This window comes from Limnohabitans sp. (genome assembly GCF_031539175.1).
Classification (GTDB): domain Bacteria; phylum Pseudomonadota; class Gammaproteobacteria; order Burkholderiales; family Burkholderiaceae_C; genus Limnohabitans.
Map to the genome: position 1 here is coordinate 22,870 of NZ_JAVKLQ010000042.1, position 22,741 is coordinate 45,610.

Consider the following 22,741-nt stretch of genomic DNA (forward strand, 5'->3'; position numbering starts at 1 on the left):
GTTCAAGCGCTTTTTGTATAGAATCAAGGGGCTGATTGTGCTTTTGCGATATAAAAGCATGCGTCAAACTCCACGATATGGGATTGGGTAATAAACTCCACAGGTGCTCCACAGATCACCCACAAGTTGTCCCAAAACCCCTTTGTCAAAATGTTAATAAGTTGTGGATAAATTCATGTTGCAAACGCGCAACGAGACCCAGATGGCGATCAAGCCGCTGTGCGTTTCGGGGTTTTTGCCTACAATGAAGTCCCAACTTATGCAGTTGCCATTGCTTGTTGGTTCTGGGCGCGTCAGTACATGACGCGCCCTTTTTTCTTGGCGTTCGTCCCTTTGAATTCAATCACTTAAGTGCCCCCGTTGATGAATAACATCAGAAACTTCTCGATCATTGCCCACATCGACCACGGCAAATCTACGCTGGCAGATCGTTTGATCCAGCGCTGTGGAGGACTTGAAGAGCGCGACATGGAAGCGCAAGTTCTTGACTCGATGGACATCGAAAAAGAGCGTGGGATAACCATCAAGGCGCAGACCGCTGCGCTGCAATACAAAGCCAAAGACGGGCAGATCTACAACCTGAATTTGATCGACACACCGGGGCACGTTGACTTCTCTTACGAAGTGTCGCGTTCGCTGTCTGCCTGCGAAGGTGCTTTGCTTGTGGTCGATGCCAGTCAAGGTGTGGAAGCACAAACGGTGGCGAACTGTTACACCGCACTCGACCTCGGGGTCGAAGTGGTGCCCGTGCTCAACAAGATGGATTTGCCCAACGCCGATCCAGACAACGCCAAAGCCGAAATCGAAGACGTGATTGGCATTGATGCCACGGATGCGATTCCGTGTTCTGCCAAAACAGGTTTGGGCATTGATGACATCTTAGAAGCCGTGGTGGCCAAAGTGCCGGCGCCCAAAGGCAACCCCAATGCGCCCTTGCGCGCCATGATCATCGACAGCTGGTTTGACAGCTATGTGGGCGTGGTGATGCTGGTTCGTGTGGTCGATGGTCGTTTGGGCAAAGGCGAGCGTTTCAAGATGATGGCGACCAACGCCGTCTACAACGCCGACAACTTGGGCGTGTTCACGCCCAGCAACGAGCCTCGCAATTCGCTCGAAGCCGGTCAAGTGGGCTACATCATTGCGGGCATCAAAGAGTTGCAAGCGGCCAAGGTGGGCGACACCATCACTTTGGAAAAGAAGCTGCCCAACAACTTAGGCCCTGCCGAGCAAGCCTTGCCCGGCTTTAAAGAAATTCAGCCTCAGGTGTTTGCGGGTCTGTACCCCACTGAGGCGAACCAATATGACGGTTTGCGCGATGCGCTGGAAAAGCTCAAGCTCAACGACGCTTCTCTGCATTACGAGCCAGAAGTCTCGCAAGCGCTGGGCTTTGGTTTCCGTTGTGGCTTCTTGGGCTTGTTGCACATGGAAATCGTGCAAGAGCGTTTGGAGCGCGAGTTCGATCAAGACCTGATCACCACGGCGCCCAGCGTGGTCTACGAAGTCAAGATGCCTGACGGCGAAGTGGTCATGGTGGAGAACCCCGCCAAGATGCCCGAACAAGGCAAGCTCCACGAAATCCGTGAACCCATCGTCACCGTGCATTTGTACATGCCCCAAGACTATGTGGGCCCCGTGATGACGCTCGCCAACCAAAAGCGTGGCGTGCAACTCAACATGGCTTACCACGGTCGCCAAGTGATGCTCACTTACGACATGCCATTGGGCGAGATCGTGTTGGACTTCTTTGACAAGCTCAAATCGGTCTCACGCGGTTATGCCTCGATGGACTACGAGTTCAAAGAGTTCCGAGCCTCTGACGTGGTGAAAGTCGACATCTTGCTCAACGGCGAGAAGGTCGATGCCTTGTCCATCATCGTGCACCGCACCCAAGCCCAATACCGTGGCCGTGCGGTGGTGGCCAAAATGCGCGAGATCATCAGCCGTCAAATGTTTGACGTGGCCATTCAAGCCGCCATTGGCTCCACCATCATTGCGCGTGAAAGCATCAAAGCCTTGCGTAAAAACGTGTTGGCCAAGTGCTACGGCGGCGACATCAGCCGTAAACGCAAGCTGCTTGAGAAGCAAAAAGCAGGTAAAAAACGCATGAAGCAAATTGGTTCGGTGGAAGTGCCTCAAGAAGCCTTCTTGGCCATTTTGCAAGTGGAGGATTGATGGCTACTTTGACCGCATTCGTGCTGGCCGCCTTTCTGGGCTATGCCGGTTTTTGGTACGTGGGCATGATCGAAGGCAACTTCGCGCTGCTCATGTTCATGGCCACTTTCGTCACCGGTATTTACTGGTTGGCTGAGCGCTTCTATTTCTTGCCCCAACGCGAAGCCGCTGCTGCACGTCTGGAGGCCGAAGCCGACAAACGCCGTCAAGAGCTGACCAAACTCGGCATTGCCCAAACTGACGTCAACGTGACGGAAGCCAAAGAACGCCTCATCATGCAACCGTGGTGGCTGGACTGGACCGCAGGTTTGTTCCCCGTCATCTTCGTGGTGTTTGTGCTGCGCTCGTTTTTGTTTGAGCCCTTCAAAATTCCATCCGGTTCGATGATTCCCACGTTGTTGGTGGGCGACCTGATTTTGGTCAACAAGTTCCACTACGGTGTGCGTTTGCCCGTCCTGAATCTGAAGGTCACCGACGGTAACCCCGTGCAACGTGGCGATGTGATGGTGTTTCGTTACCCCCCCAAGCCCAGCCTCGACTACATCAAGCGTGTGGTGGGCGTGCCCGGCGACGAAGTGGCCTATCTGAACAAGCAACTCACCATCAACGGACAGCCCGTCTCTCAAAAACCCTTGCCGGACTTCTTTGAAGAAGACAGCCTGCGTTACATCAAGCAGTTTGAAGAGAACTTGCCTTTGGGAAGCCAACCGTCTGAAATGACGGGCGTGCGGACACACCGCTTCTTGAATGACATCGACCGTCCAGCCTTTGTGCCCGGTGCGGATGACTTTGCGTTCAAAGAAAACTGCCACTACACCGTCGAAGGCGTGACCTGCAAAGTCCCTGCGGGCCACTACTTCATGATGGGTGACAACCGCGACAACTCACTCGACTCGCGCTACTGGGGCTTTGTGCCAGAGAAAAACATCGTGGGCAAAGCCTTCTTTGTCTGGATGAACTTTGGCAGTCTCAAGCGCATTGGCGCCTTTCAATGACCTCACGCGCACGCACAGCAACCCGTCCCAGTCCGTCTCAACAACAGATCATTGAGACGCTCCAAGCGCGCTTGGCGTACACCTTTCAAAACCCTGCGTTGTTGACGCAGGCGCTCACGCATCGCAGCTTCAGTTCAGACCACAACGAACGTTTGGAATTTTTGGGCGACTCGGTGCTCAACTTGGCCATTGCCAATTTGCTCTACCAACGCTTGAACACCTTGCCCGAGGGCGATTTGTCTCGTGTGCGTGCCAACTTGGTCAAACAAGACACGCTGCACCACCTAGCGGTGGAGCTGGGTTTGTCGGGCATCTTGCGTTTGGGCGAGGGCGAAATGAACTCGGGTGGTCAAAAACGCCCCTCCATCTTGGCCGACGCACTGGAAGCCGTGCTTGGGGCGGTGTACCTTGACGCGGGCTATCAAGCCGCGGATGCCTTGGTACTGCGTATTTTTTCGGGCGTCGAGATCAACCCCGAGATGCAAGCGGTGGGCAAAGATGCCAAAACCGAGTTGCAAGAATGGCTGCAAGCGCGTAAGTTCAAGCTGCCTATTTACCGCGTTGTTGGCACCTTGGGCGCGGCGCATCGCCAGACCTTTGATGTCGAGTGCGAAATTCCCGAATTAGCCCGCTGCGAGCGTGGCATTGGCGGCTCACGCCGCGCAGGAGAGCAGGCCGCCGCAGCAGCCATGCTTCAAGTTATCAAAGAGCTCAAATGACGGCCACACCTTCCAATCCCGAACAAAGTCTGCAAGACATCGATGCCATGTTGGCCGCCAGCAAAGGCGCCCGTGTGGTCGCCAGCGGCGTGGCCGTGCCACCTGCGGACCAACGCTGTGGCTTGATCGCCATCGTGGGCAAGCCCAACGTGGGCAAGTCCACCTTGCTCAATGCCTTGGTGGGCCAAAAAATCAGCATCACCTCGCGCAAAGCACAAACCACGCGCCACCGCATCACCGGCATGCACACGCAAGGGTCGGCGCAGTTTGTGTTTGTGGACACCCCTGGTTTTCAAACCATCCATGGCAACGCCCTGAACAAGTCGCTCAACAAGGCCGTGCAAGGCGCGGTGGGCGATGTGGACTTGGTGTTGTTGGTTGTGGAAGCAGGCAGCTTCACCTCGGCCGATGAAAAAGTGCTGTCGCTCTTGGCCAAAGGCATTCCCACCATCTTGATCGCCAACAAACTCGACTCGATGAAAAACCGTGACGACATCATGCTGTGGTTGCAATCCATGCAAGACCGCCACCCCTTTGCCGAAATCGTGCCCATGTCGGCCAAGAACGACAAAGACGTGCAGCGCCTCTTGGGCATTTGCGAAAAATACCTGCCCGAGCAAGGGTGGATGTACGCCGCCGACGAGTTGACCGACCGCAGTGAAAAATTCATGGCTGCTGAAATGGTGCGTGAAAAGCTGTTTCGCTTGACCGGTGACGAGTTGCCCTACACCTCGACCGTCGTCATCGACAAGTTCGAAGAAGAAAAGGGCAAGTCCAAAGGCGTCAAACGCATGGTGCGCATTGCCGCCACCATCGTGGTGGAGCGCGATGGCCACAAAGCCATGGTCATTGGCGACAAAGGCGAACGCTTGAAGCGCATGGGCATGGAAGCACGCACCGAACTCGAAAAACTCTACGACGCCAAAGTGTTCTTAGAGCTGTGGGTCAAAGTGCGTTCCGGCTGGGCCGACGATGCCGCACGGGTGCGTAGCTTTGGCTACGAGTAACCCGAGTCGTAGCTTTACCTCGCGGGGTGTCACTCGCATTCAGGACGAACCTGCGTTCGTGGTGCACCACTACGACTGGAGCGAGTCCAGTCTGATCTTGGAAACCTTCACCCGCCACTACGGTCGGGTGACCTTGGTGGCCAAAGGCGCTAAAAAGCCCAGTTCCAACTTTCGGCCGGTGCTGCTGCCTTTGCAGCCCCTGTCCATCACCTACACGGGCGATGCTGAGGTGCGGACCTTGAAGAACGCCGAATGGGTGGGGGGGCACATCATGCCCATGGGCGAGGCCTTGTTGTCTGGCTATTACCTGAATGAGTTGCTGCTGCGCTTGCTGGCGCGTGACGACCCACATGCCACCGTGTTTGACCTGTACCGCCAAGTGGTGCAAGTGTTGGCCTCGGGGCACGACGGCACCATCAACCCCGCCTTGCGCGCCTTTGAGTTGCTGCTGTTGCGTGACATTGGTTTTTTGCCCGAACTCAACGCCCAAACTCTGACATTGAGCCCTGTACAGCCCGACGCCTTGTACGTGTTGGTGCCAGAAGGGGGCCTGCGCGCCCACAACGCCCAAGACCGCACCGGCTTAATGGGCAGCGTGTGGCTGCAGCTGCACGACAGCCTGAATGCCGACTCGCCCTTCACCGCCACCTTGCGTTTCTGCGCTGAGTTACCGAGCGACCAACGTCACGCCCTGCAAGGCCAGTTGCGCGCCTTGCTGCACTACCATTGCGGGGTCACCACGCTGCGCACGCGGCAGATGATGATTGACCTGCAATCCCTCTGAAACATTTCGATGTCACATCCTTCTACACGCACCGCCTTGTCGGTCAACCTCAACAAAGTGGCCTTGGTGCGCAACACACGCCATTTGGGCATCCCCAGCGTCACGCGTGCGGCCACTTTGTGTTTGGCAGCGGGGGCGGCAGGGATCACGGTGCACCCACGGCCCGATGCGCGTCACATTCGCAGCGAAGATGTGATCGATCTGGCCGAGCTGCTCAAAGCATGGCCCCATCAAGAATTCAACATCGAAGGCAACCCCTTTCATAACTTGATGGACTTTGTGCGCCAAGTGCGCCCCCATCAAGTGACCTTTGTGCCTGACAGCGAAGGCCAATTCACCAGTGACCATGGTTGGACGTTTCCGCAAGACGCCGAGCGTTTGAAGCCACTCATCGCTGAAGCCAAAGCCTTGGGCGTGCGCGTGAGCCTGTTCATGGACCCCGTGCCTGAGGCCATGGCCGCCGCCAAAGCAGTAGGCGCTGACCGCGTCGAGCTGTACACCGAAACCTATGCCTCAGCCTACGGCACACCCAAACAAGCCGAGGTGCTGGCTGCTTTCAAAGCCACGGCCGAAGCGGCCCTGAAAGTAGGCTTGGGCATCAACGCGGGTCACGATTTGAACCGCGACAACTTAGAAACCTTCTTGACCGTCGTGCCCGGTGTGCAAGAGGTGTCCATTGGCCATGCCCTGATCGCAGACGCGTTGGAGCTGGGCTACACCGAAACCGTGTCGGCTTACTTGGCCTGCATGCCACAGGCCTGAGGCGACGCGCATGATTTACGGCATCGGCACCGATATTTGCGACATCCGTCGCATCCGTGCGTCGTTAGACAAGCACGGCGAGCGCTTTGCCAACAAGATCTTGACCGACAACGAACTTGCCACTTGGCGCGCCCGCAGCGCGCGCTGGCCTGAGCGTGGCGTGCGTTATGTGGCCACCCGTTTTTCTGCCAAAGAAGCCTTCAGCAAAGCCATTGGTATGGGCATGCGCATGCCCATGACGTGGCGCTTGTGTGAGGTCGACAAACTGCCCAGCGGCCAGCCTGTCATCGTGCTGCATGGTGACCTCAAAGCATGGTTTGAAGCCCAAGGCTTGAGCGCACACGTCAGCGTGAGCGACGAGTCCGACTACGCCACCAGTTACGTGATTGTTGAAAAAACTGCCGTTACACCCCCCTGATTTATGTCTCACCACGCCCCCCTCATCTTGGACATCGCTGGCACCCAGCTCACCGACGCAGACCGCCAGCGCTTGACGCACCCGCTCACCGGCGGTGTGATTTTGTTTGGTCGCAACTGGACCAGCCGCCAGCAACTCACCCAGCTGTGTGCCGACATCAAGGCGGTGCGACAAGATCTGTTGATTTGTGTCGACCACGAAGGCGGACGCGTGCAGCGTTTTCGCACCGATGGGTTTACCCACATTCCCCCCATGCGCGCTTTGGGCGAGCTGTGGATGAAAGACCAAAAAGGCGTCTCTGGCGAATTTAAAACTGGCAGCGGTGCCTTGGCCGCGATGGATGCCGCCACCGCCAGCGGCTTTGTGCTCGCCAGCGAGTTGCGCGCTTGTGGCGTGGACTTCAGCTTCACGCCCGTGCTCGATCTCGATCACGGCGAAAGCGGCGTCATTGGCGACCGCGCTTTCCACCGCGACCCACGCGTGGTGACGGCTTTGTCTAAAAGCGTCATGCACGGCTTGTTGCTGGCGGGTATGGCCAACTGCGGCAAACACTTCCCAGGTCACGGCTTTGTCAAAGCCGACTCGCATGTAGACATTCCTGTCGACATGCGCAGCCTCAAAGCCATTTTGAACGACTGCGCCTTGCCCTACACCTGGCTCAGCACCACGCTCACCAGCGTCATGCCTGCGCACGTCATTTATCCCAAAGTCGATGCGTTGCCTGCAGGCTTCTCGCCGCGTTGGTTGCAAGACATCTTGCGCGGGCAATTGCATTTCAATGGCGCTATCTTCAGTGACGACTTGTCGATGCAGGGCGCGCGCCGTATCGAAGGCCGCGATGTCAGCTTTGCCGAGGCCGGCATGGCTGCTCTCAACGCGGGTTGTGACTTGGTGCTGTTGTGTAACCAAAGCCTAGGCGATGGCCACGGCGTCGATGCCATGCTCGACGGATTGACCGAAGGATTGCTCAAAAATAAATGGCATGCCAGCGACGCGAGCGAACAACGTCGCAGCGCGCTGGTGCCTAAAAATTCGCCGCTAGCTTGGGACGCGCTGATGACCCACCCCGCCTATGTGCGGGCTTTGGACTTGTTGCCTTAAACCGCGCTCAAGTTCGCCACTTCACGAAAGCTCAGATGGCGACGAAAAATGGAAAAAACGAAGTCAGCGACAGCGGGTTGCGCTTCACTAGCCGAGAAAACGGCTCCCCCTTCATTGGCATGGGCAAAGTCGGTGAAACCATGTCTTGTATGAAATGTGGACTTCACAAGCCCCGTCGTTTGGGCAGTCAACGCCGTTTTGCAGGCGCCTTGGCTTTTTTCTGTTTTGATTGCAAACCACCTGTTGAGAAAAAATAAATATGGCCACCCCGAATTACAACTACGAAAAACGTCAACGCGAGCTGGCTAAGAAAAAGAAGAAAGAAGAAAAGCTGCAAGAACGCGAGGCGCGTAAAACCTCACCCGACGGTGAGTTTGGTCAAAACCCCAGCATGGACTTGGAGCCCGACCACACCCAAAACCCTGACGGCGTGGTCCCCACGGACAACCCTGACCAAGCCTGATTTCCTGTTTTTATCTTTTTGTTTTTAAGGAGTTCCGCCATGTTTCCTTCCCGTCGTCACCTTGTCGTTTTGGCTTTGGCCTTGAGCTGTGGTTGGGCCGCAGCGCAAAGCGCTAAACCCATCAAACTGTTGGTGGGTTTCCCACCCGGCGGCGGCACCGATGCGGTGGCTCGCACCTTGGCTGAAAAACTCAAAGACGAACTGGGTACCCCTGTGGTGGTCGAGAACAAACCGGGCGCTGGTGGTCAATTGGCTGCACAGGCGCTGAAAGCCTCGCCGGCTGACGGCACGGTGCTGTTTCTCTCGCACGACCACACCATCTCGATCTTGCCTTTGGTGGTCAAGAACCCAGGCTACGACTCAGCCACAGACTTTGTGCCCGTTGCGGGCTTTGCCACCTTTGTCAACGCATTTGCGGTCTCTGGCGGTACGCCCGCGAAGTCGTTCACCGAGTACGTGGCGTGGGTCAAAAACCAAGGTGCAGGCAAAGGCGCCGTGGGCATTCCCGCGCCCGCCTCAACGCCTGAGTTTTTGGTCAAAGTGGTGGGCGAGAAGTTCAAACTCGACTTGGTCGCAGCCCCATATCGCGGCAGCGCGCCCATGATGGCCGACATGCTGGGCAACCAAATCAGCGCAGGCGTGGGGTCGGTGCCCGACTTCATTGAAAACCACAAGGCCGGCAAAGTGCGTGTGGTGGCCGTGTTGGGTGCCAAGCGTCAGGCGGCGCTGCCTGATGTGCCCACGTTCACCGAGTTGGGCTTGGGTGGCCTTGAAGACACACCGTATTACGGCATCTTCGCCCCCGCTGGCACGCCCAAAGCCACCATCGATCATGTGGGGCAAGCGCTCGCCAAAGTACTGGCCATGCCTGACGTGCATGAGCACCTCACCAAAATGGGCTTGACTGTGGGCTACATGAACGCACAGCAACTCGCCCAACGCGAGCGTGCTTACACGCAGGTCTGGACCAAGATGATCAAGGCCAGCGGTTTTCAGCCGCAATAAGCCATGGCCATTCCTTGGTTAGCCGCCTTGAAAGTGATCCCGTGGGGGGACGTGATCTCACACGCCCCCACGGTGCTCGAGAAGGCCCGCGAGTTGATCGACCGCAAGCGTGGTGGCGCCGATGCGGCTGCGTCAAGCATGGCTACGCCCAATGAGTCTGCAACCGATGTGCCCAGTTTGGGAGAGTTGAAAAATCGTTTGCTCGCGGCGCAGCAACAGATCGATCAGCTCTATACCCACCAAGCGCAAATGGCTCAAACCTTGACCGATTTGGCCGAGCAAAACGCGGCCTTGGTCGTGATGGTCGGCGCCTTGCGTGCGAAACAACGCGGAATGATCGCCGTCGTTCTCGTTTTGGTGATTTTGTTGATTTCTTGGCTGGTATTTCGCGGGTTGGGTTCGCTAGGACCCGTCTGAAACCCCCGTAAATGCTGAAAAGTTACATAAATTCAACAAAATCGTCAAAAATTGCAAAGAATGTGAGTGTTGGTTAATGTCAATTTTGTTGTTTCCGTTAAATTTGAGGAATGGAACAGCAAAACACTCAAATCGTCGAATTCAAATCTAAATGGCAACGCGTGTTGTCTTTGTCTCTGGCGTTCTCGGTCTCCGTGGCCCTGACGGCCTGTGGCGGCGGCGGCGGCGGCGCAAGTCTGAGTGGCATTGAAAGCCAAACTCAGCTGAGCGGTCAGGTGATGGACGGTTACATCCAAGGCGCCACCGTGTGCTTGGACCTGAATGACAACGGCAGCTGCGACGCCAACGAGCCCAGCACCGTGTCTGGCGCCCAGGGTGCCTATGTTCTGAATCACAACACAGCGGTGAACTTGTCAGCTTTGTCAATTTTGGCGAATGTGCCTGTCGGCGCGATCGACCAAGACGGCCCCGTTTACACCGCTTACCAAATGCGCACCCCCGCACAAGCGCCAGCCTTGGTGACGCCTTTGACGACGTTGGCAACTTACGAGATGAAAACGACCGGCGCCACTTGGGCGCAAGCGCAACAGGCGGTGAGCTTGCGTTTGGCTGGCGATGCAGCGGCGATTGACTTCACCCAAGACTACGTGGCCCAAGCCAATGAAGCAGGGCACGCCTTAGCCCGTCGCGTGGCTGCCAGCTTGCAAACGTCGGCTTTGAATGCCCATGCACCTGCCGACATCTTGGCTGCTGTGTATGCGTTGAATGTTCAAGTGACGCCATTCACGCTGCAGATGGCCGCGCCTGTGACGGTCCATGTGAACGATTATTTGCGACCCAACAACCAGCCATAAAAAAGGGGCCTTGTGAATGTTCACAAGGCCCCTTTTTCATTCAGCGGTGCGACTCAAGCTTCGCGACGCAGAGCAGGGAACAGAATGACGTCGCGGATGCTGGGGCTGTCGGTCAGCAACATCATCAAGCGGTCAATGCCAATGCCGCAGCCGCCGGTGGGGGGCATGCCGTATTCGAGGGCGCGCACAAAGTCGTGGTCGTAGAACATGGCTTCGTCGTCGCCGCTGTCTTTGGCGGCCACTTGGGCGTGGAAGCGTGCGGCTTGGTCTTCGGCGTCGTTCAGCTCGCTGAAGCCGTTGCCGAATTCGCGGCCCGTGATGTAGAGCTCAAAGCGCTCGGTCACATCGGGTTGGCTGTTGCTGGCGCGCGCCAACGGTGAAATTTCCACGGGGTGCTCGCAGATGAACGTGGGCTGCCACAGCTTGTCTTCCACGGTCTCTTCAAAGTACATCACTTGCAAGCTGGCCAAGCTGCGTGTGCTGAGTTTGTCTTTCTCTTCTTTGAAACCGAGTTTTTGCAGGGCGTTGATCAACCATGTGGTGTTGTCCACGTTGTCGCCCGCTTCGGTGTGCTTCAAGATAGCTTCACGAATCGTGAGGCGCTCAAACGGCTGACTCAGGTCCACGGCTTTGCCGCCGTAGGTCAGCAACAAGGTGCCAGCGGCCTTCATGGCGGCGTCGCGCACCAGCTCTTCGGTGAAATGCATGAGGTCTTGGTAGTTCCAATACGCAGCGTAGAACTCCATCATGGTGAACTCGGGGTTGTGACGCACCGAGATACCTTCGTTGCGGAAGTTGCGGTTGATCTCAAACACGCGCTCAAAGCCACCCACGATCAAGCGCTTCAAGTACAGCTCAGGCGCAATGCGCAAGAACATTTCTTGGTCCAGCGCGTTGTGGTGCGTGGTGAACGGCTTGGCGTTTGCGCCACCGGGGATGGGGTGCAGCATGGGCGTTTCAACTTCGAGGAAGTTGTGTTGCACCATGAACTCGCGAATACCGCTGACTGCTTTGCTGCGTGCCACAAAGCGTTTGCGAGCGGTTTCGTCGGTCATCAAATCGACGTAACGCTGGCGGTATTTGATTTCTTGGTCAGCCACGCCGTGGAACTTGTCGGGCATGGGGCGCAGGCTCTTGGTCAGCATGCGGATGCTGGTGGCGTGGATGGACAACTCGCCCGTGCGGGTTTTGAACAGCTTGCCTTCGCAAGCCACGATGTCGCCCAAGTCCCAGTGTTTGAAATCGGCGTACAACGCTTCGCTCACGTCATCGCGTGTGACGTAAATCTGAATGCGGCCGGTGCTGTCTTGCAGTGTGGCAAAGCTGGCTTTGCCCATCACGCGCTTGAGCATCATGCGGCCCGCCACTTTGGCGAACTGGCCTTCTTCGGTCAACACCTCGGCAGTCTTGTCGCCATGTAGCTCGTGCAAAGTGGCGGCATGGTGCGCGGGCTTGAAATCATTGGGGAAGGCAACGCCTTGGCCCGCAGCTTGACGCTCGCGCATGACCTTGAGCTTCTCGCGGCGCTCGGCAATGAGTTGGTTTTCGTCAACGGAAGTGGCTTCTGGCGTGGCGGGGGTGTTGTTGTTAGACATCTAAAGAGGCGTGAGTAGGGAAAAGGCTGCTTTCAAGCATGAAAACAGCGAACTGTTTATTTTAAGTGGAAGCCTTTGCTGTTCTACCGCCACTGGAATGTGTCGCCTGAAGTACCTGGGGTCCTGGTCGTCACATCTACCATTGCGCTCTTATGTCACCCCAAGTCTCATCTGTTCGCATCGCTTTGTTCACCGTCGTGACGATGATTGCCTTCGCTGGCAATTCCGTGCTGTGCCGCATGGCGTTGAAGCACACCACGATTGACGCGGCCACGTTCACGTCGATTCGTCTGGTCTCGGGGGCGGTGGTGCTGGGGTTGATCGTTCGCTTCGCGCGCGCAGGGCGCACGGGTGCTGGCAATTGGTGGTCAGCGTTGGCGCTGTTTGCTTATGCGGCGGGGTTTTCGTTGGCGTATGTCAGCCTCAGTGCGGCCACGGGGGCGTTGCTGCTCTTTGGCTCGGTGCAGGCCACGATGATTGGCCGCGGTCTTTGGATGGGGGAGCGCTTGGCGCGCCTGCAATGGCTGGGTCTGGTGTTGGCTTTGGCCGGCTTGGTGGGGTTGATGTTGCCAGGGCTTTCTGCGCCGCCGTTGTTTGGTGCGGCGTTGATGTTGGTGGCTGGCTTTGCTTGGGGCGTGTACTCCCTGCGCGGCAAAGGCGCGGGCGACCCGACACTGGTCACAGCAGGCAACTTTTGGCGCGCTGCGGTGTTGGCCTTGGTTTTGAGTGGGCTGATGCGCGATAGCCTGAACTGGGATGTGGACGGCGTGGCTTACGCCATCGCGTCTGGTGCGTTGACCTCAGGCTTGGGCTACGTCATTTGGTATTCGGTGCTGCCCGCCTTGAAGGCGACCCAAGCGGCCACCCTTCAGCTCAGCGTGCCGGTTTTGGCGACCTTGGGTGGCGTTGCGTTCTTAGGCGAAGTGGTGACGATGCAGTTTGTTTTTGCCAGCATCGCTGCGCTGGGCGGCATTGCGCTGGGGATTTGGGGCAAGTCGGCATCTGCTGCATAAATGGCCCCTTGCGCGCGCACCGTTGAAGCGCGATCAACGTCGTCAGGGCGATTTTTTGGCAGCGCCGTAAGGGCAGTAGTTGGGGCGTGGTCCCACTTGCGGGTGCAGTCGGCAGGTGTTGGGGCGCTGTTCGTAGACCGTGCAGCGGCGTGTTTTGGCATCTAGAAATTGGCAGTCCCCGCTGGCGCGTCGGCTCAGGGTGAAGATGCTGTTTTTGAAATTGAAGTGCTCAATCAGGCCCGCTTTGCTCAAGCGTTTGGCAATTTGTTTGGGTTCTTCGTGCTCGGCTTCAAAGGGGTCGACCAGTTGCAATCGCACCAAGTCTGGCAGCTTGACTTCGACGGGCATGGTGCAGCAGTTGGCCGCGCAGCTGTTGCACAGGCCGTTGCGATAGCGGGTCCATGTGTCTGGGCGATCGACGTCGACCACAAGGATGGATGATTTCATGGCAAGAGTTTGACGGTAGCCAAGGCGGTGCCGAGCCTCAAGAAAAAGCCCTCGCGATGAGGGCTTTGACGGGGAGGGGCTGTGTCCGCCCGATCAGACCACGGCATCCGCAGGCTGGCGCTGCAACATGGCCAAGGTGCTGGCAATGGTTTTGCGCAGTTCACGGCGGTCGCAAATCATGTCGATGGCGCCCTTTTGTTGCAAGAACTCGGCGCGTTGGAAACCTTCTGGCAAGGTCACGCGCACGGTGCTTTCAATCACACGTGGGCCTGCAAAGCCAATCAGCGCATTGGGTTCGGCGATGACCACGTCACCCACAAACGCAAAACCGGCTGACACGCCGCCCATGGTGGGATCGGTCAGCACGCTGATGTAGGGCAATCCTTTTTTGGCCAAGCGGGTGAGCGAGGCGTTGGTTTTGGCCATTTGCATGAGCGAGAGCAGGCCCTCTTGCATGCGCGCACCACCGGTGGCGGTGAAGCAAATGAATGGCACTTTTTGTTCGATGGCGGTGTGTACGCCGCGCACAAAGCGCTCGCCCACGACCGAGCCCATCGAGCCGCCCATGAAGTCGAATTCAAAACAGGCGACCACCACGTTGATGTTGTGCACGGCACCGCCCATGACCACCAAGGCATCGGTCTCACCGGTGTTGTTCATGGCTTCTTTGAGGCGCTCGGGGTACTTGCGGCTGTCTTTGAATTTCAACGCGTCCACAGGCAGCACTTCTTGGCCGATCTCGTAGCGGCCTTCGCCGTCCAAGAACATGTTGAGGCGCTCACGCGCACCCATGCGGTGGTGGTGGCTGCAGGTGGGGCAAACGTTGTTGTTTTGCTGCAAGTCGCTCTTGTAGAGCACCGTTTCGCAGCTGGGGCATTTCACCCACACGCCTTCAGGCACGCTGCGGCGGTCTGCGGGGTCGGTGTGTTGAATTTTTGGGGGAAGCAGTTTTTCGAGCCAACTCATGGTGAGCCTTTCGTCAGTTCTTTTGGAATGGGTGGATTTTAACGGGCGAGGCCGTTTGCGCAGATGACGCGCTTTAGGCGTCCAACGCTTGGCGAATACCCGCTAAAAACGCGTGGGCAGCCGCCACTTCTTGGCCAGCTGGCGCGGCTTCAAGCAGCTGGATGATGCGGCTGCCAATCACCACGGCATCGGCCACGCGGCCCACAGCGGTGGCGGTGGCGGCATCGCGAATGCCAAAGCCCACACCCACGGGGATGTGCACATGCTGGCGAATGCGCGGCAGCATGGCTTCCACGGCATCGGTGTCAAGGTTGCCAGCGCCGGTCACGCCTTTGAGCGAGACGTAATACGCATAGCCGCTGGCAATGCGTGCCACTTGCGCCATGCGTTGGTCGGTGCTGGTGGGGGCGAGCAAGAAGATCAGGTCCATGCTGTGTGCGCGCAGGGTGGCAGCGAACTCTTCGCACTCTTCAGGTGGGTAGTCGACGATCAGCACGCCGTCTACGCTCGCAGCAGAAGCGTCTTTGACGAACGAATCTGCGCCGTGCTTGAGGTTGTAGCACTCCACGGGGTTGGCGTAGCCCATCAGTACCACGGGGGTGGTGGTGTTGGTCTTGCGGAACTCGCGCACCATGTCCAGCACTTGGGCGGTGCCAATGCCAAAACGCAAGGCGGCTTCGCCTGCTTTTTGAATCACGGCGCCATCGGCCATCGGGTCGCTGAACGGCACGCCCAGCTCGATGATGTCAGCGCCTGCATCCACCATGCCGTGCATGAGGGCGGGTGTGATGTTGGCTTGTGGGAAGCCCGCCATCACATAGGGGATGAGGGCTTTGCGGCCTTGGGCCTTGAGGGCGGCGAGGGTAGCGTCAATACGGCTCATGGTGCGGTTCACTTCACAAAGTTCACGGTTTGTTCTGCTGGGCCACCTTTGACCGTTTGGCCTTGGCAGCTGGGGCGGCAGAAGAAGTCGGCGTTGCTCAGGTCAGCCACAGTGCCAATGTCTTTGTCGCCACGGCCCGAGAGGTTGACCAAGATCGACTGCTCGGGCTTCATGGTCTTGGCCAGCTTCATGGCGTAGGCCACGGCATGGCTCGATTCCAACGCAGGGATGATGCCCTCGGTGCGGCACAGGTAGTGGAAGGCTTCGAGCGCTTCTGTGTCGGTGATGCCCACGTACTCAGCGCGGCCAATGTCTTTGAGGAACGCGTGCTCGGGGCCCACGCCTGGGTAGTCAAGGCCAGCGCTCACACTGTGCGTTTCGGTGATTTGGCCGTTCTCGTCTTGCAAGATGTAGGTGCGGTTGCCGTGCAGCACGCCGGGCGCGCCCAACTGCAACGAGCACGAGTGACGGTCGGTGTCCATGCCCTCACCAGCGGCCTCCACGCCAATGAGGCGCGTGTTTTCGTGGTTGATGTAGGGGTAGAAGATGCCCATGGCATTGCTGCCGCCGCCCACGCAGGCAATCACTGCATCAGGCTGTTCTTCAGCCATCTTGAGGCTCTTGAACATCTCTGGCATTTGCGTGAGGCACTCTTCGCCAATCACGCTTTGGAAATCGCGCACCATCATTGGGTAAGGGTGCGGGCCAGCCACCGTGCCGATGATGTAGAAGGTGTTGTCCACGTTGGCCACCCAGTCGCGCATGGCTTCGTTCAAGGCGTCTTTGAGGGTGCGGCTGCCGCTCTCCACGGGCACCACGGTCGCGCCCAAGAGTTTCATGCGGTATACGTTGGGGCTTTGGCGTTTCACGTCTTCCGCGCCCATGTAAACCACGCATTCCAAACCGTAGCGTGCGCAAATGGTGGCGGTGGCCACACCGTGTTGGCCAGCGCCAGTTTCGGCAATCACGCGGGGCTTGCCCATGCGCTTGGCCAGCATGGCTTGGCCGATGGTGTTGTTGATCTTGTGAGCGCCGGTGTGGTTCAGGTCTTCACGCTTCAAGAAAATTTGCGCACCACCCATTTCGCGGCTCATGCGGGCGGCGTGGTACACGGGCGAAGGGCGGCCCACAAAGTGCGCCAATTCGTTTTTGAACTCGGCGATGAAGTCGGGGTCGTGTTGGTATTTGGCGTAGGCGTCTTTCAGCTCTTCAATCGCGTGGGTCAGCGTTTCGCTGATGAAGCTGCCGCCGTAAATGCCAAAGTGGCCTCGTGAGTCAGGTTGTTGGTAGTTCGACATGATGGTTGCCTACAAAAATCGCCTGCAGATGGGTTGTGTAACCAACGCACCGCAGTGCTGAGATAAAACGAAAAGCGATGTCGCTGACGCTGGATGCGTGGCCTTGATGTCTTGGCGTTGTGCGTGGACAGGCTGCAAAAGCGGGCTAAAGGGGAAGGGCGTCTGCTTGGCGAACAGCTCTGACGAATTCGTGAATTTTGGCCGCATCTTTGATGCCTTTGGCCGATTCGACGCCAGAGCTCACGTCGACCGCGAGTGACAAGCCGCGGTCACGCAGCGCACGCAGGCCGTCTGTCACGTTGGCAGCGTTGAGTCCACCAGACAAGACGAGGTGAGCGTTGACGTTTGGAGGAAGCTGTGACCAATTGAATGTTTTGCCGCCGCCGCCGTAGCCGTCGACATGGGCGTCGAGCAGCACCGCTTGGGCGTCTGAGTAATCTTGCGCGTATTTTACGAGGTCAAACGCAGGCTCGCCCGCCGCGGGTTCTAGGGGAATGCGCGCGGCACGTAGCCAGCGACGGCCCAAACTTTGGGCGATGTGTCGGCATGCTTCAGGCGTTTCGTCGCCATGAAACTGCAACCAAGCCCCGGGCACTTGGGCGCAGGCGTGGGCAATGGCTTCGGTGGTTTCGTTCACAAACAGCAGCACCGGGGTGACGAAGGCGGGCAGCAGACGGGCCAATTCACCCGCCCGTTCAGCTGTGACGGCGCGTGGGCTTTTGGCGTAGATCACAAAGCCAATGGCATCGACGCCAGCGGCCACGGCGACGGCGATGTCTTGCTCACGGGTGAGGCCACAGATTTTGATGCGGGTGCGGTTCATGGCAGTGAATCATACGCAGCCGTGCGCTCGGGCAAGCCCCAATGGGCTTCGTAGCGGGGGCCCAAAAAGTACAGACCGTCGGGGCTGAAGGTGGGCGCGGCTGCATCGCGGTCTCGGGCGGCCAACACGTCGGCCATCCATTCAGGCGGTTTGTCGCCGGTGCCGATCTTCACAAAGCAGCCCATGAGGTTACGGATCATGTGGTGCAAAAACGCGCTGGCTTCAAACTCAAAGCGCCAATAGGCGGCATTGGGCGAAGTGCTTTTGCGGCTGATCGCGATGTGCGTCATGGTTTTGACGGGCGTCAGCGCTTGGCAGCTCGAGGCGCGGAATGAGGTGAAGTCGTGTTCACCCATCAAATATTGGGCGGCTTGTTGCATGGCTTCGAGGTCAAGCGGGCGATAGATCCAGCCCACGCGGCCCACCTCGACGCTGGGACGCACGGGAGATTCGAGCAACACATAGGCATAGCGGCGCGAAATGGCGCTGCCTCGGCAATGGAATTCGCGGGGCACTTCGCGCGCCCATTGCACCGCGATGTCGAGGGGCAAGTAGCGGTTGGTGCCGCGCAGCCATGACTGAGCGGTGCGCTCCAACTCGGTGTCAAAGTGAATCACCTGCATGAGGCCATGTACGCCAGAGTCTGTGCGGCCCGCGCACAGGGTTTGAACGCGCGTTTGGGTGAATTTTTGAAGGGCAGCTTCAAGACGGTCTTGCACCGTCTTGCCAGACAGCTGGCTCTGCCACCCTTCGTAGGCTTGGCCGTTGTAGCTCAAGCCCATGGCTAAACGCATGCGTTACTCTCGGTCAGCCAGCCACTGTTTGGCTTTGGCTTGGGTCGCGCCTTTGGACTCTTGCACCACCTCTTCCATCAGCGCACGGCTGGTGTGGAGTTGGCCCAATTTCCAAAGTTCCTCGGCCAAGTCGATGCGGACTTGGAAGGGGTCGGTTTCGGTGGCCAAGTCCAGATCCAACGAGACGTTGGGCATGGTCATGGTGGGGCGCACGGCGGGTTGTGCTGGAGGCGAAGCGGGGGTCGCAGGTTCTGCTGCAGCCGTGGCTTCGGCGTCTGGCTCATCCGAGGCTTCTTCGTGTGAGGGGTCTTGGCGGCGGCTGGTATCGTCGTCAAACTGGGGCAGGTCCAAGTCGAAGTTGACATTGAGCGGTGGCAGCTCTTCGGTTGCTTCGTGCTTGGTGTTTTTGCGTCCACGGCTGAGCCACAGACCGATGATGGCCATGACCGACACCAAACCACCAGCACCCAACGGTGCCAAGGGGTGTGACATCCACGCTTTGAGCGTGTCTTCGTCGGCGTCATCAGACGCCGCTTCCAGAGGGGCGACAACGACTGGGGCTGCCACGCCAGTGCTGTCCGATGCGCCCGATGACGCCGTGGCTGCGGCCACAAGTTTGCTGAGATCGGCGATGTTTTGGCTGATTTCAGAGGCACGCGAAGCCACGTCTTGAACTTCGAGTTGCTTGGCAACTTTTTCTTCTGGCGCGTCTTTACCGGGTTTGGTCAGTGTCAGCTTGTCTTCTTCGACCGCGGCTTTGTTGCTGATTTGGGCATCTAACTTACCTTCGGCGGCACGCGCTGCTTTGGGCACAGCACCGCCCAGCTTGGCGGCGGCCAAGCGTGCGCGGTACTCGCGGAAGTCTTCCGCTTGAATGTTGATGGCCTTGCGCGCTTCTTCACGCGAAACACTGGCCGCTTCTTGGGCAGACGGCAGCGTCAACAAAGCGCCTGTTTTGAGACGGTTGACGTTGGATTCGATGAACGCCGTTGGGTTGCTGCGCAGCATGGCGAGCAACATTTGGTCCAGTGAGACGCCAGCTGCTAAGTGATCTTTGGCCAAGGCACCCGCTGTGTCGCCTTGTTGCACACCAATGCGGTTGTCTTCTTGTGCAGACGTTGGCTGGGGACGTGGTGCTGGCACGACATTCGTGTTGCCTGTCGTGGGGCGCACATCGGCGGGCATCAACAGTGGTGGCAACGATTTGGTGGGGGTATTGCGACCATCGTCCAACGACAAACTCACATCGCGCAACGAGCGACCTGTGGCCCAATGCAATTCCAGCAAAAGGTCGAGGAAGTTAGCAGAGACCGTTTGTGGGCTGCTAATTTTCAGGAACGGACGGCCATCGGGGCGGCGCAGCAATTGCACTTGGACATCGATGGCGTTGCCGTTGCTTTTAGGAAGCTCCATGCGTGCAGCTCGGTAAGCGTCAGGGCTTGCCAAACTGGCCTGCAAATCAACCTCTTCGTTGGTTGTGAGGTCAATGATGTCAATTTCAGCCCGCAAGGCTTCGCCTTGCTTGGACTGGACATTGGGACGACTCAAAGTTAAAGCATGCGCGTTTCCGACCAGGCTGAGTGCCAAGGCCGTACAGATCGCAGAGCGTTTGAACAACGTATATGGTATGTAAGCAGGACTTTTCATATTTGCTATATTAACTCTTTTTGTTAACTTTCTAGCAAGATTCGCAACATTCTGCGTAATGGTTCGGCAGCACCCCACAAAAGTTGGTCGCCGACGGTGAACGCGCCCAAGTAGTCATTGCCCATGGCCATTTTGTGCAAACGGCCCACTGGAACGGTCAAAGTGCCGGTCACGGCAGCGGGTGTCAGGTCACGTTCGCTGATTTCGCGCACGTTAGGCACCACTTTGACCCAGTCGTTCGCGCTGGCCAAGATACTTTCGATCTCGTCCATCGGCACGTCTTTTTTCAGCTTGATGGTCAAGCCTTGTGAGTGGCAGCGCATCGCGCCAATGCGCACGCACAAACCATCGATGGGGATAGAGCCTGCCGTGCGGAATGCTGGGTTGCCCAAAATCTTGTTGCACTCGGCGCCGCCCTTCCACTCTTCCTTGCTTTGGCCGTGCTCGACAGGCACGTCGATCCAAGGGATCAAGCTGCCAGCCAAGGCTGTGTTGCGGAAGTTCTTGGTGGGGAACTCGGCGCTGCGCATGGTGGCTGACACTTTGCGGTCGATGTCCAAGATGGCAGAGGAGGGGTTGGCCAAGTCGTCTTTGACGGCGGCGTGCAAAGCACCCATTTGGCTCAGCAACTCGCGCATGTTTTGTGCGCCCGCGCCCGAAGCTGCTTGGTATGTCATGGCGCTGACCCACTCGACGAGGTTGTGTTGGAACAAGCCGCCCAAGCCCATGAGCATCAAGCTCACGGTGCAGTTGCCGCCGATCCAGTTTTTGCCGCCTTTGCCCAAGGCACTGTCAATCACGTTGCGGTTGACGGGGTCCAAGATGATCACGGCGTCGTCAGCCATGCGCAGGCTAGAGGCTGCGTCAATCCAGTGGCCGTTCCAACCCGCTGCGCGCAGTTTGGGGTACACCTCTTTGGTGTAGTCGCCACCTTGGCAGGTGATGATGATGTCGCAGCGCTTGAGCGCGTCAATGTTGTTGGCGTCTTGGAGCGTGGTTTCGTTCTTGGCTTGCGCGGGGGCTTTGCCACCAGCGTTCGACGTGGAGAAGAACACGGGTTCGATCAGATCGAAATCTTTTTCTTGAACCATGCGGTCGATCAGCACCGAGCCGACCATGCCACGCCAACCGACTAAACCTACTAACTTGCTCATTTTTCAACGCCTTTTCAAATGTAGAAAACAGTGCCAGACCTGACTGTTTGCCCGGCTCGTCTGGCCGGGGGGCGCACGACGAACCGGAGCTGCTTAGCCCTTAATGGTCGTGGTTTTGATGGTGATCACGCGCGCGCTAGTCGCCACCGGGGTGATGACAGCCAAGTTCAGAGGGAACAAGCGGGCGTGAAACATAGCCAGAATTGTAGTGGATGGGGAGTTTCGCAAAGCTGACATGCGCCCCTAGAGATGCGAGGCCAATAAAAAACGCGCCCTGAAGGCGCGTTTTTCGTGGCAGAGGCAAAGCCGCCATCAGCGCAACGCCTTCACCACCGCGTCACCCATTTGCGAGGTGCCCACTTTCGTGGTGCCTTCGCTGTAGATGTCGGGGGTACGCAGGCCTTGGGCCAGCACAGCTTTCACGGCGGTCTCGATGCGGTCAGCGGCTGCTGCTTGGTTCAAGCTGAAACGCAGCATCATGGCGGCGCTCAAGATGGTGGCCAAGGGGTTGGCTACGCCTTTGCCCGCGATGTCGGGGGCACTGCCGTGGCTGGGTTCGTACAAGCCTTGGTTCTTTGAGTTCAAAGAAGCCGAGGGCAGCATGCCGATCGAGCCCGTCAGCATGGAGGCTTCGTCGCTCAAGATGTCGCCAAACATATTGCCGGTCACCACCACGTCAAAACGCTTGGGCTCTTTCACCAGTTGCATGGCGGCGTTGTCGACGTACATGTGGTCGAGGGCGATGTCTGGGTACTCTTTGCCCACTTCGCTCACCACATCTTTCCAGAATTGGAAGGTTTCCAGCACGTTGGCTTTGTCCACGCTGGTCACGCGGCCTTCTTTGCCTGCGGCTTTGCGCTTGCGCGCTGCTTGGAACGCCACGTGGGCAATGCGCTCGATCTCGGGCTTGGAGTAGCGCATGGTGTCAAACGCTTCTTCGGCGCCGGGGAAATGGCCGTCGGTGGCCACACGGCGGCCGCGGGGTTGGCCAAAGTAAATGTCGCCGGTCAGTTCGCGGATGATCAAAATGTCCAAGCCAGAAATCAGCTCAGGCTTCAAGCTCGATGCGCCCACCAACTGCTCGTAGCAAATGGCAGGACGGAAGTTGGCAAACAGGCCCATGTTTTTGCGCAAGCCCAAAATGGCTTGCTCGGGGCGCAGCGGGCGGTCGAGCGTGTCGTATTTCCAGTCGCCGACAGCGCCGAACAACACGGCATCAGAGGCCATGGCCAATTTCAAGGTCGACTCAGGCAGGGGGTGGCCGTATGCGTCAAACGCTGCACCGCCCACCAAGGCGGTTTCCATCTCAAACTTCAAGTCCAAGACGTTCAAGACTTTGACGGCTTCTGCGACGATTTCGGTACCGATGCCATCACCGGGGAGAACTGCGATTTTCATGTGTGCTTTCTTGATTCTTGAAGGTG

23 protein-coding genes are annotated in these 22,741 nt (G+C 57.9%); 13 read left to right on the forward strand and 10 right to left on the reverse strand.

Annotated features, from left to right (window positions below):
• Nucleotides 1-363 precede the first annotated feature (363 nt).
• From lepA to RMS95_RS07775, 12 genes are all read left to right on the forward strand, one after another.
• Nucleotides 364-2,172, forward strand: a complete 1,809-nt coding sequence (gene lepA / locus RMS95_RS07720; RefSeq protein WP_310645051.1) for a translation elongation factor 4 — start codon at nt 364-366, stop codon at nt 2,170-2,172.
• Entirely contained in the window at nt 2,172-3,167 is a 996-nt protein-coding gene (gene lepB / locus RMS95_RS07725) for a signal peptidase I (RefSeq protein WP_310645053.1), read from the forward strand. Before lepA ends, lepB begins: the two co-directional genes overlap by 1 nt.
• Complete coding sequence (rnc, locus tag RMS95_RS07730) at nt 3,164-3,886, forward strand: ribonuclease III (RefSeq protein ID WP_310645054.1); 723 nt, start codon at nt 3,164-3,166, stop codon at nt 3,884-3,886. The genes lepB and rnc overlap by 4 nt, the downstream gene beginning before the upstream one ends.
• Complete coding sequence (era, locus tag RMS95_RS07735) at nt 3,883-4,893, forward strand: GTPase Era (RefSeq protein WP_104800867.1); 1,011 nt, start codon at nt 3,883-3,885, stop codon at nt 4,891-4,893. Before rnc ends, era begins: the two co-directional genes overlap by 4 nt.
• Nucleotides 4,880-5,677 carry a DNA repair protein RecO gene (recO, locus tag RMS95_RS07740; protein ID WP_405023368.1) on the forward strand — a complete coding sequence of 266 codons (798 nt, stop codon included), beginning with the start codon at nt 4,880-4,882 and terminating at the stop codon, nt 5,675-5,677. The genes era and recO overlap by 14 nt, the downstream gene beginning before the upstream one ends.
• A 9-nt stretch (nt 5,678-5,686) precedes the next feature.
• The gene (locus RMS95_RS07745; protein ID WP_310645055.1) at nt 5,687-6,439 is read left to right on the forward strand and encodes a pyridoxine 5'-phosphate synthase; all 753 of its coding nucleotides are present in this window, start codon (nt 5,687-5,689) and stop codon (nt 6,437-6,439) included.
• 10 nt (nt 6,440-6,449) lie between these two features.
• A complete protein-coding gene (gene acpS, locus RMS95_RS07750) occupies nt 6,450-6,857 on the forward strand; it encodes a holo-ACP synthase (RefSeq protein WP_310645056.1) in 408 nt (135 codons plus the stop codon).
• Nucleotides 6,858-6,860: 3 nt separating this feature from the next.
• On the forward strand, nt 6,861-7,958 hold the full coding sequence (gene nagZ / locus RMS95_RS07755; protein ID WP_310645058.1) for a beta-N-acetylhexosaminidase: 1,098 nt from the start codon (nt 6,861-6,863) through the stop codon (nt 7,956-7,958).
• A 259-nt stretch (nt 7,959-8,217) separates the two neighbouring features.
• Complete coding sequence (locus RMS95_RS07760; protein ID WP_310645059.1) at nt 8,218-8,421, forward strand: hypothetical protein; 204 nt, start codon at nt 8,218-8,220, stop codon at nt 8,419-8,421.
• 39 nt (nt 8,422-8,460) lie between these two features.
• Nucleotides 8,461-9,426 (forward strand): Bug family tripartite tricarboxylate transporter substrate binding protein, encoded by a 966-nt coding sequence (locus RMS95_RS07765; protein ID WP_310645061.1) that lies wholly within the window; start codon nt 8,461-8,463, stop codon nt 9,424-9,426.
• Nucleotides 9,427-9,429: 3 nt separating this feature from the next.
• Entirely contained in the window at nt 9,430-9,843 is a 414-nt protein-coding gene (locus RMS95_RS07770; protein WP_310645062.1) for a hypothetical protein, read from the forward strand.
• Between the two features lie 110 nt (nt 9,844-9,953).
• Nucleotides 9,954-10,697 carry a hypothetical protein gene (locus tag RMS95_RS07775; RefSeq protein WP_310645064.1) on the forward strand — a complete coding sequence of 248 codons (744 nt, stop codon included), beginning with the start codon at nt 9,954-9,956 and terminating at the stop codon, nt 10,695-10,697.
• Nucleotides 10,698-10,750: 53 nt separating this feature from the next.
• Here the strand turns inward: RMS95_RS07775 and lysS are convergent, their stop codons facing one another.
• Nucleotides 10,751-12,292 (reverse strand): lysine--tRNA ligase, encoded by a 1,542-nt coding sequence (gene lysS / locus RMS95_RS07780; RefSeq protein WP_310645066.1) that lies wholly within the window; start codon nt 12,290-12,292, stop codon nt 10,751-10,753.
• Nucleotides 12,293-12,444: 152 nt separating this feature from the next.
• On the opposite strand from lysS, the gene RMS95_RS07785 reads away from it, so the two are divergent.
• Nucleotides 12,445-13,305 carry a DMT family transporter gene (locus tag RMS95_RS07785; RefSeq protein ID WP_310645067.1) on the forward strand — a complete coding sequence of 287 codons (861 nt, stop codon included), beginning with the start codon at nt 12,445-12,447 and terminating at the stop codon, nt 13,303-13,305.
• A gap of 42 nt (nt 13,306-13,347) precedes the next feature.
• Here RMS95_RS07785 and RMS95_RS07790 read toward each other — a convergent pair whose 3' ends face one another.
• The 9 genes from RMS95_RS07790 to leuB form a co-directional block, all read right to left on the reverse strand.
• Entirely contained in the window at nt 13,348-13,752 is a 405-nt protein-coding gene (locus RMS95_RS07790) for a YkgJ family cysteine cluster protein (protein WP_310645069.1), read from the reverse strand.
• 93 nt (nt 13,753-13,845) lie between these two features.
• A complete protein-coding gene (gene accD, locus RMS95_RS07795; protein WP_310645070.1) occupies nt 13,846-14,718 on the reverse strand; it encodes an acetyl-CoA carboxylase, carboxyltransferase subunit beta in 873 nt (290 codons plus the stop codon).
• Between the two features lie 73 nt (nt 14,719-14,791).
• Nucleotides 14,792-15,601: a tryptophan synthase subunit alpha gene (gene trpA / locus RMS95_RS07800; RefSeq protein WP_310645072.1), complete on the reverse strand. Its 810-nt coding sequence runs from the start codon at nt 15,599-15,601 to the stop codon at nt 14,792-14,794.
• An 8-nt stretch (nt 15,602-15,609) separates the two neighbouring features.
• Nucleotides 15,610-16,899 (reverse strand): tryptophan synthase subunit beta, encoded by a 1,290-nt coding sequence (gene trpB / locus RMS95_RS07805; RefSeq protein WP_310645074.1) that lies wholly within the window; start codon nt 16,897-16,899, stop codon nt 15,610-15,612.
• Nucleotides 16,900-17,044: 145 nt separating this feature from the next.
• The gene (locus RMS95_RS07810) at nt 17,045-17,722 is read right to left on the reverse strand and encodes a phosphoribosylanthranilate isomerase (RefSeq protein ID WP_310645076.1); all 678 of its coding nucleotides are present in this window, start codon (nt 17,720-17,722) and stop codon (nt 17,045-17,047) included.
• Entirely contained in the window at nt 17,719-18,516 is a 798-nt protein-coding gene (truA, locus tag RMS95_RS07815; protein ID WP_310645078.1) for a tRNA pseudouridine(38-40) synthase TruA, read from the reverse strand. Before truA ends, RMS95_RS07810 begins: the two co-directional genes overlap by 4 nt.
• A gap of 3 nt (nt 18,517-18,519) precedes the next feature.
• Nucleotides 18,520-20,064: a FimV/HubP family polar landmark protein gene (locus RMS95_RS07820; RefSeq protein WP_310645080.1), complete on the reverse strand. Its 1,545-nt coding sequence runs from the start codon at nt 20,062-20,064 to the stop codon at nt 18,520-18,522.
• A 122-nt stretch (nt 20,065-20,186) separates the two neighbouring features.
• On the reverse strand, nt 20,187-21,317 hold the full coding sequence (gene asd, locus RMS95_RS07825) for an aspartate-semialdehyde dehydrogenase (RefSeq protein ID WP_310645081.1): 1,131 nt from the start codon (nt 21,315-21,317) through the stop codon (nt 20,187-20,189).
• A 312-nt stretch (nt 21,318-21,629) separates the two neighbouring features.
• Entirely contained in the window at nt 21,630-22,715 is a 1,086-nt protein-coding gene (leuB, locus tag RMS95_RS07830) for a 3-isopropylmalate dehydrogenase (protein ID WP_310645082.1), read from the reverse strand.
• Nucleotides 22,716-22,741: the final 26 nt, after the last annotated feature.

Coding starts and splice junctions, on each gene's coding strand:
- RMS95_RS07765 (WP_310645061.1), top strand. CDS start 8,461: ATGTTTCCTTCCCGTCGTCACCTTGTCGTTTTGGCTTTGGCCTTGAGC.
- RMS95_RS07770 (WP_310645062.1), top strand. CDS start 9,430: ATGGCCATTCCTTGGTTAGCCGCCTTGAAAGTGATCCCGTGGGGGGAC.
- era (WP_104800867.1), top strand. CDS start 3,883: ATGACGGCCACACCTTCCAATCCCGAACAAAGTCTGCAAGACATCGAT.
- RMS95_RS07745 (WP_310645055.1), top strand. CDS start 5,687: ATGTCACATCCTTCTACACGCACCGCCTTGTCGGTCAACCTCAACAAA.
- RMS95_RS07790 (WP_310645069.1), bottom strand. CDS start 13,752: ATGAAATCATCCATCCTTGTGGTCGACGTCGATCGCCCAGACACATGG.
- rnc (WP_310645054.1), top strand. CDS start 3,164: ATGACCTCACGCGCACGCACAGCAACCCGTCCCAGTCCGTCTCAACAA.
- leuB (WP_310645082.1), bottom strand. CDS start 22,715: ATGAAAATCGCAGTTCTCCCCGGTGATGGCATCGGTACCGAAATCGTC.
- lepB (WP_310645053.1), top strand. CDS start 2,172: ATGGCTACTTTGACCGCATTCGTGCTGGCCGCCTTTCTGGGCTATGCC.
- accD (WP_310645070.1), bottom strand. CDS start 14,718: ATGAGTTGGCTCGAAAAACTGCTTCCCCCAAAAATTCAACACACCGAC.
- RMS95_RS07785 (WP_310645067.1), top strand. CDS start 12,445: ATGTCACCCCAAGTCTCATCTGTTCGCATCGCTTTGTTCACCGTCGTG.
- truA (WP_310645078.1), bottom strand. CDS start 18,516: ATGCGTTTAGCCATGGGCTTGAGCTACAACGGCCAAGCCTACGAAGGG.
- lepA (WP_310645051.1), top strand. CDS start 364: ATGAATAACATCAGAAACTTCTCGATCATTGCCCACATCGACCACGGC.
- RMS95_RS07810 (WP_310645076.1), bottom strand. CDS start 17,722: ATGAACCGCACCCGCATCAAAATCTGTGGCCTCACCCGTGAGCAAGAC.
- trpA (WP_310645072.1), bottom strand. CDS start 15,601: ATGAGCCGTATTGACGCTACCCTCGCCGCCCTCAAGGCCCAAGGCCGC.
- asd (WP_310645081.1), bottom strand. CDS start 21,317: ATGAGCAAGTTAGTAGGTTTAGTCGGTTGGCGTGGCATGGTCGGCTCG.
- nagZ (WP_310645058.1), top strand. CDS start 6,861: ATGTCTCACCACGCCCCCCTCATCTTGGACATCGCTGGCACCCAGCTC.
- acpS (WP_310645056.1), top strand. CDS start 6,450: ATGATTTACGGCATCGGCACCGATATTTGCGACATCCGTCGCATCCGT.
- trpB (WP_310645074.1), bottom strand. CDS start 16,899: ATGTCGAACTACCAACAACCTGACTCACGAGGCCACTTTGGCATTTAC.
- lysS (WP_310645066.1), bottom strand. CDS start 12,292: ATGTCTAACAACAACACCCCCGCCACGCCAGAAGCCACTTCCGTTGAC.
- RMS95_RS07775 (WP_310645064.1), top strand. CDS start 9,954: ATGGAACAGCAAAACACTCAAATCGTCGAATTCAAATCTAAATGGCAA.
- RMS95_RS07760 (WP_310645059.1), top strand. CDS start 8,218: ATGGCCACCCCGAATTACAACTACGAAAAACGTCAACGCGAGCTGGCT.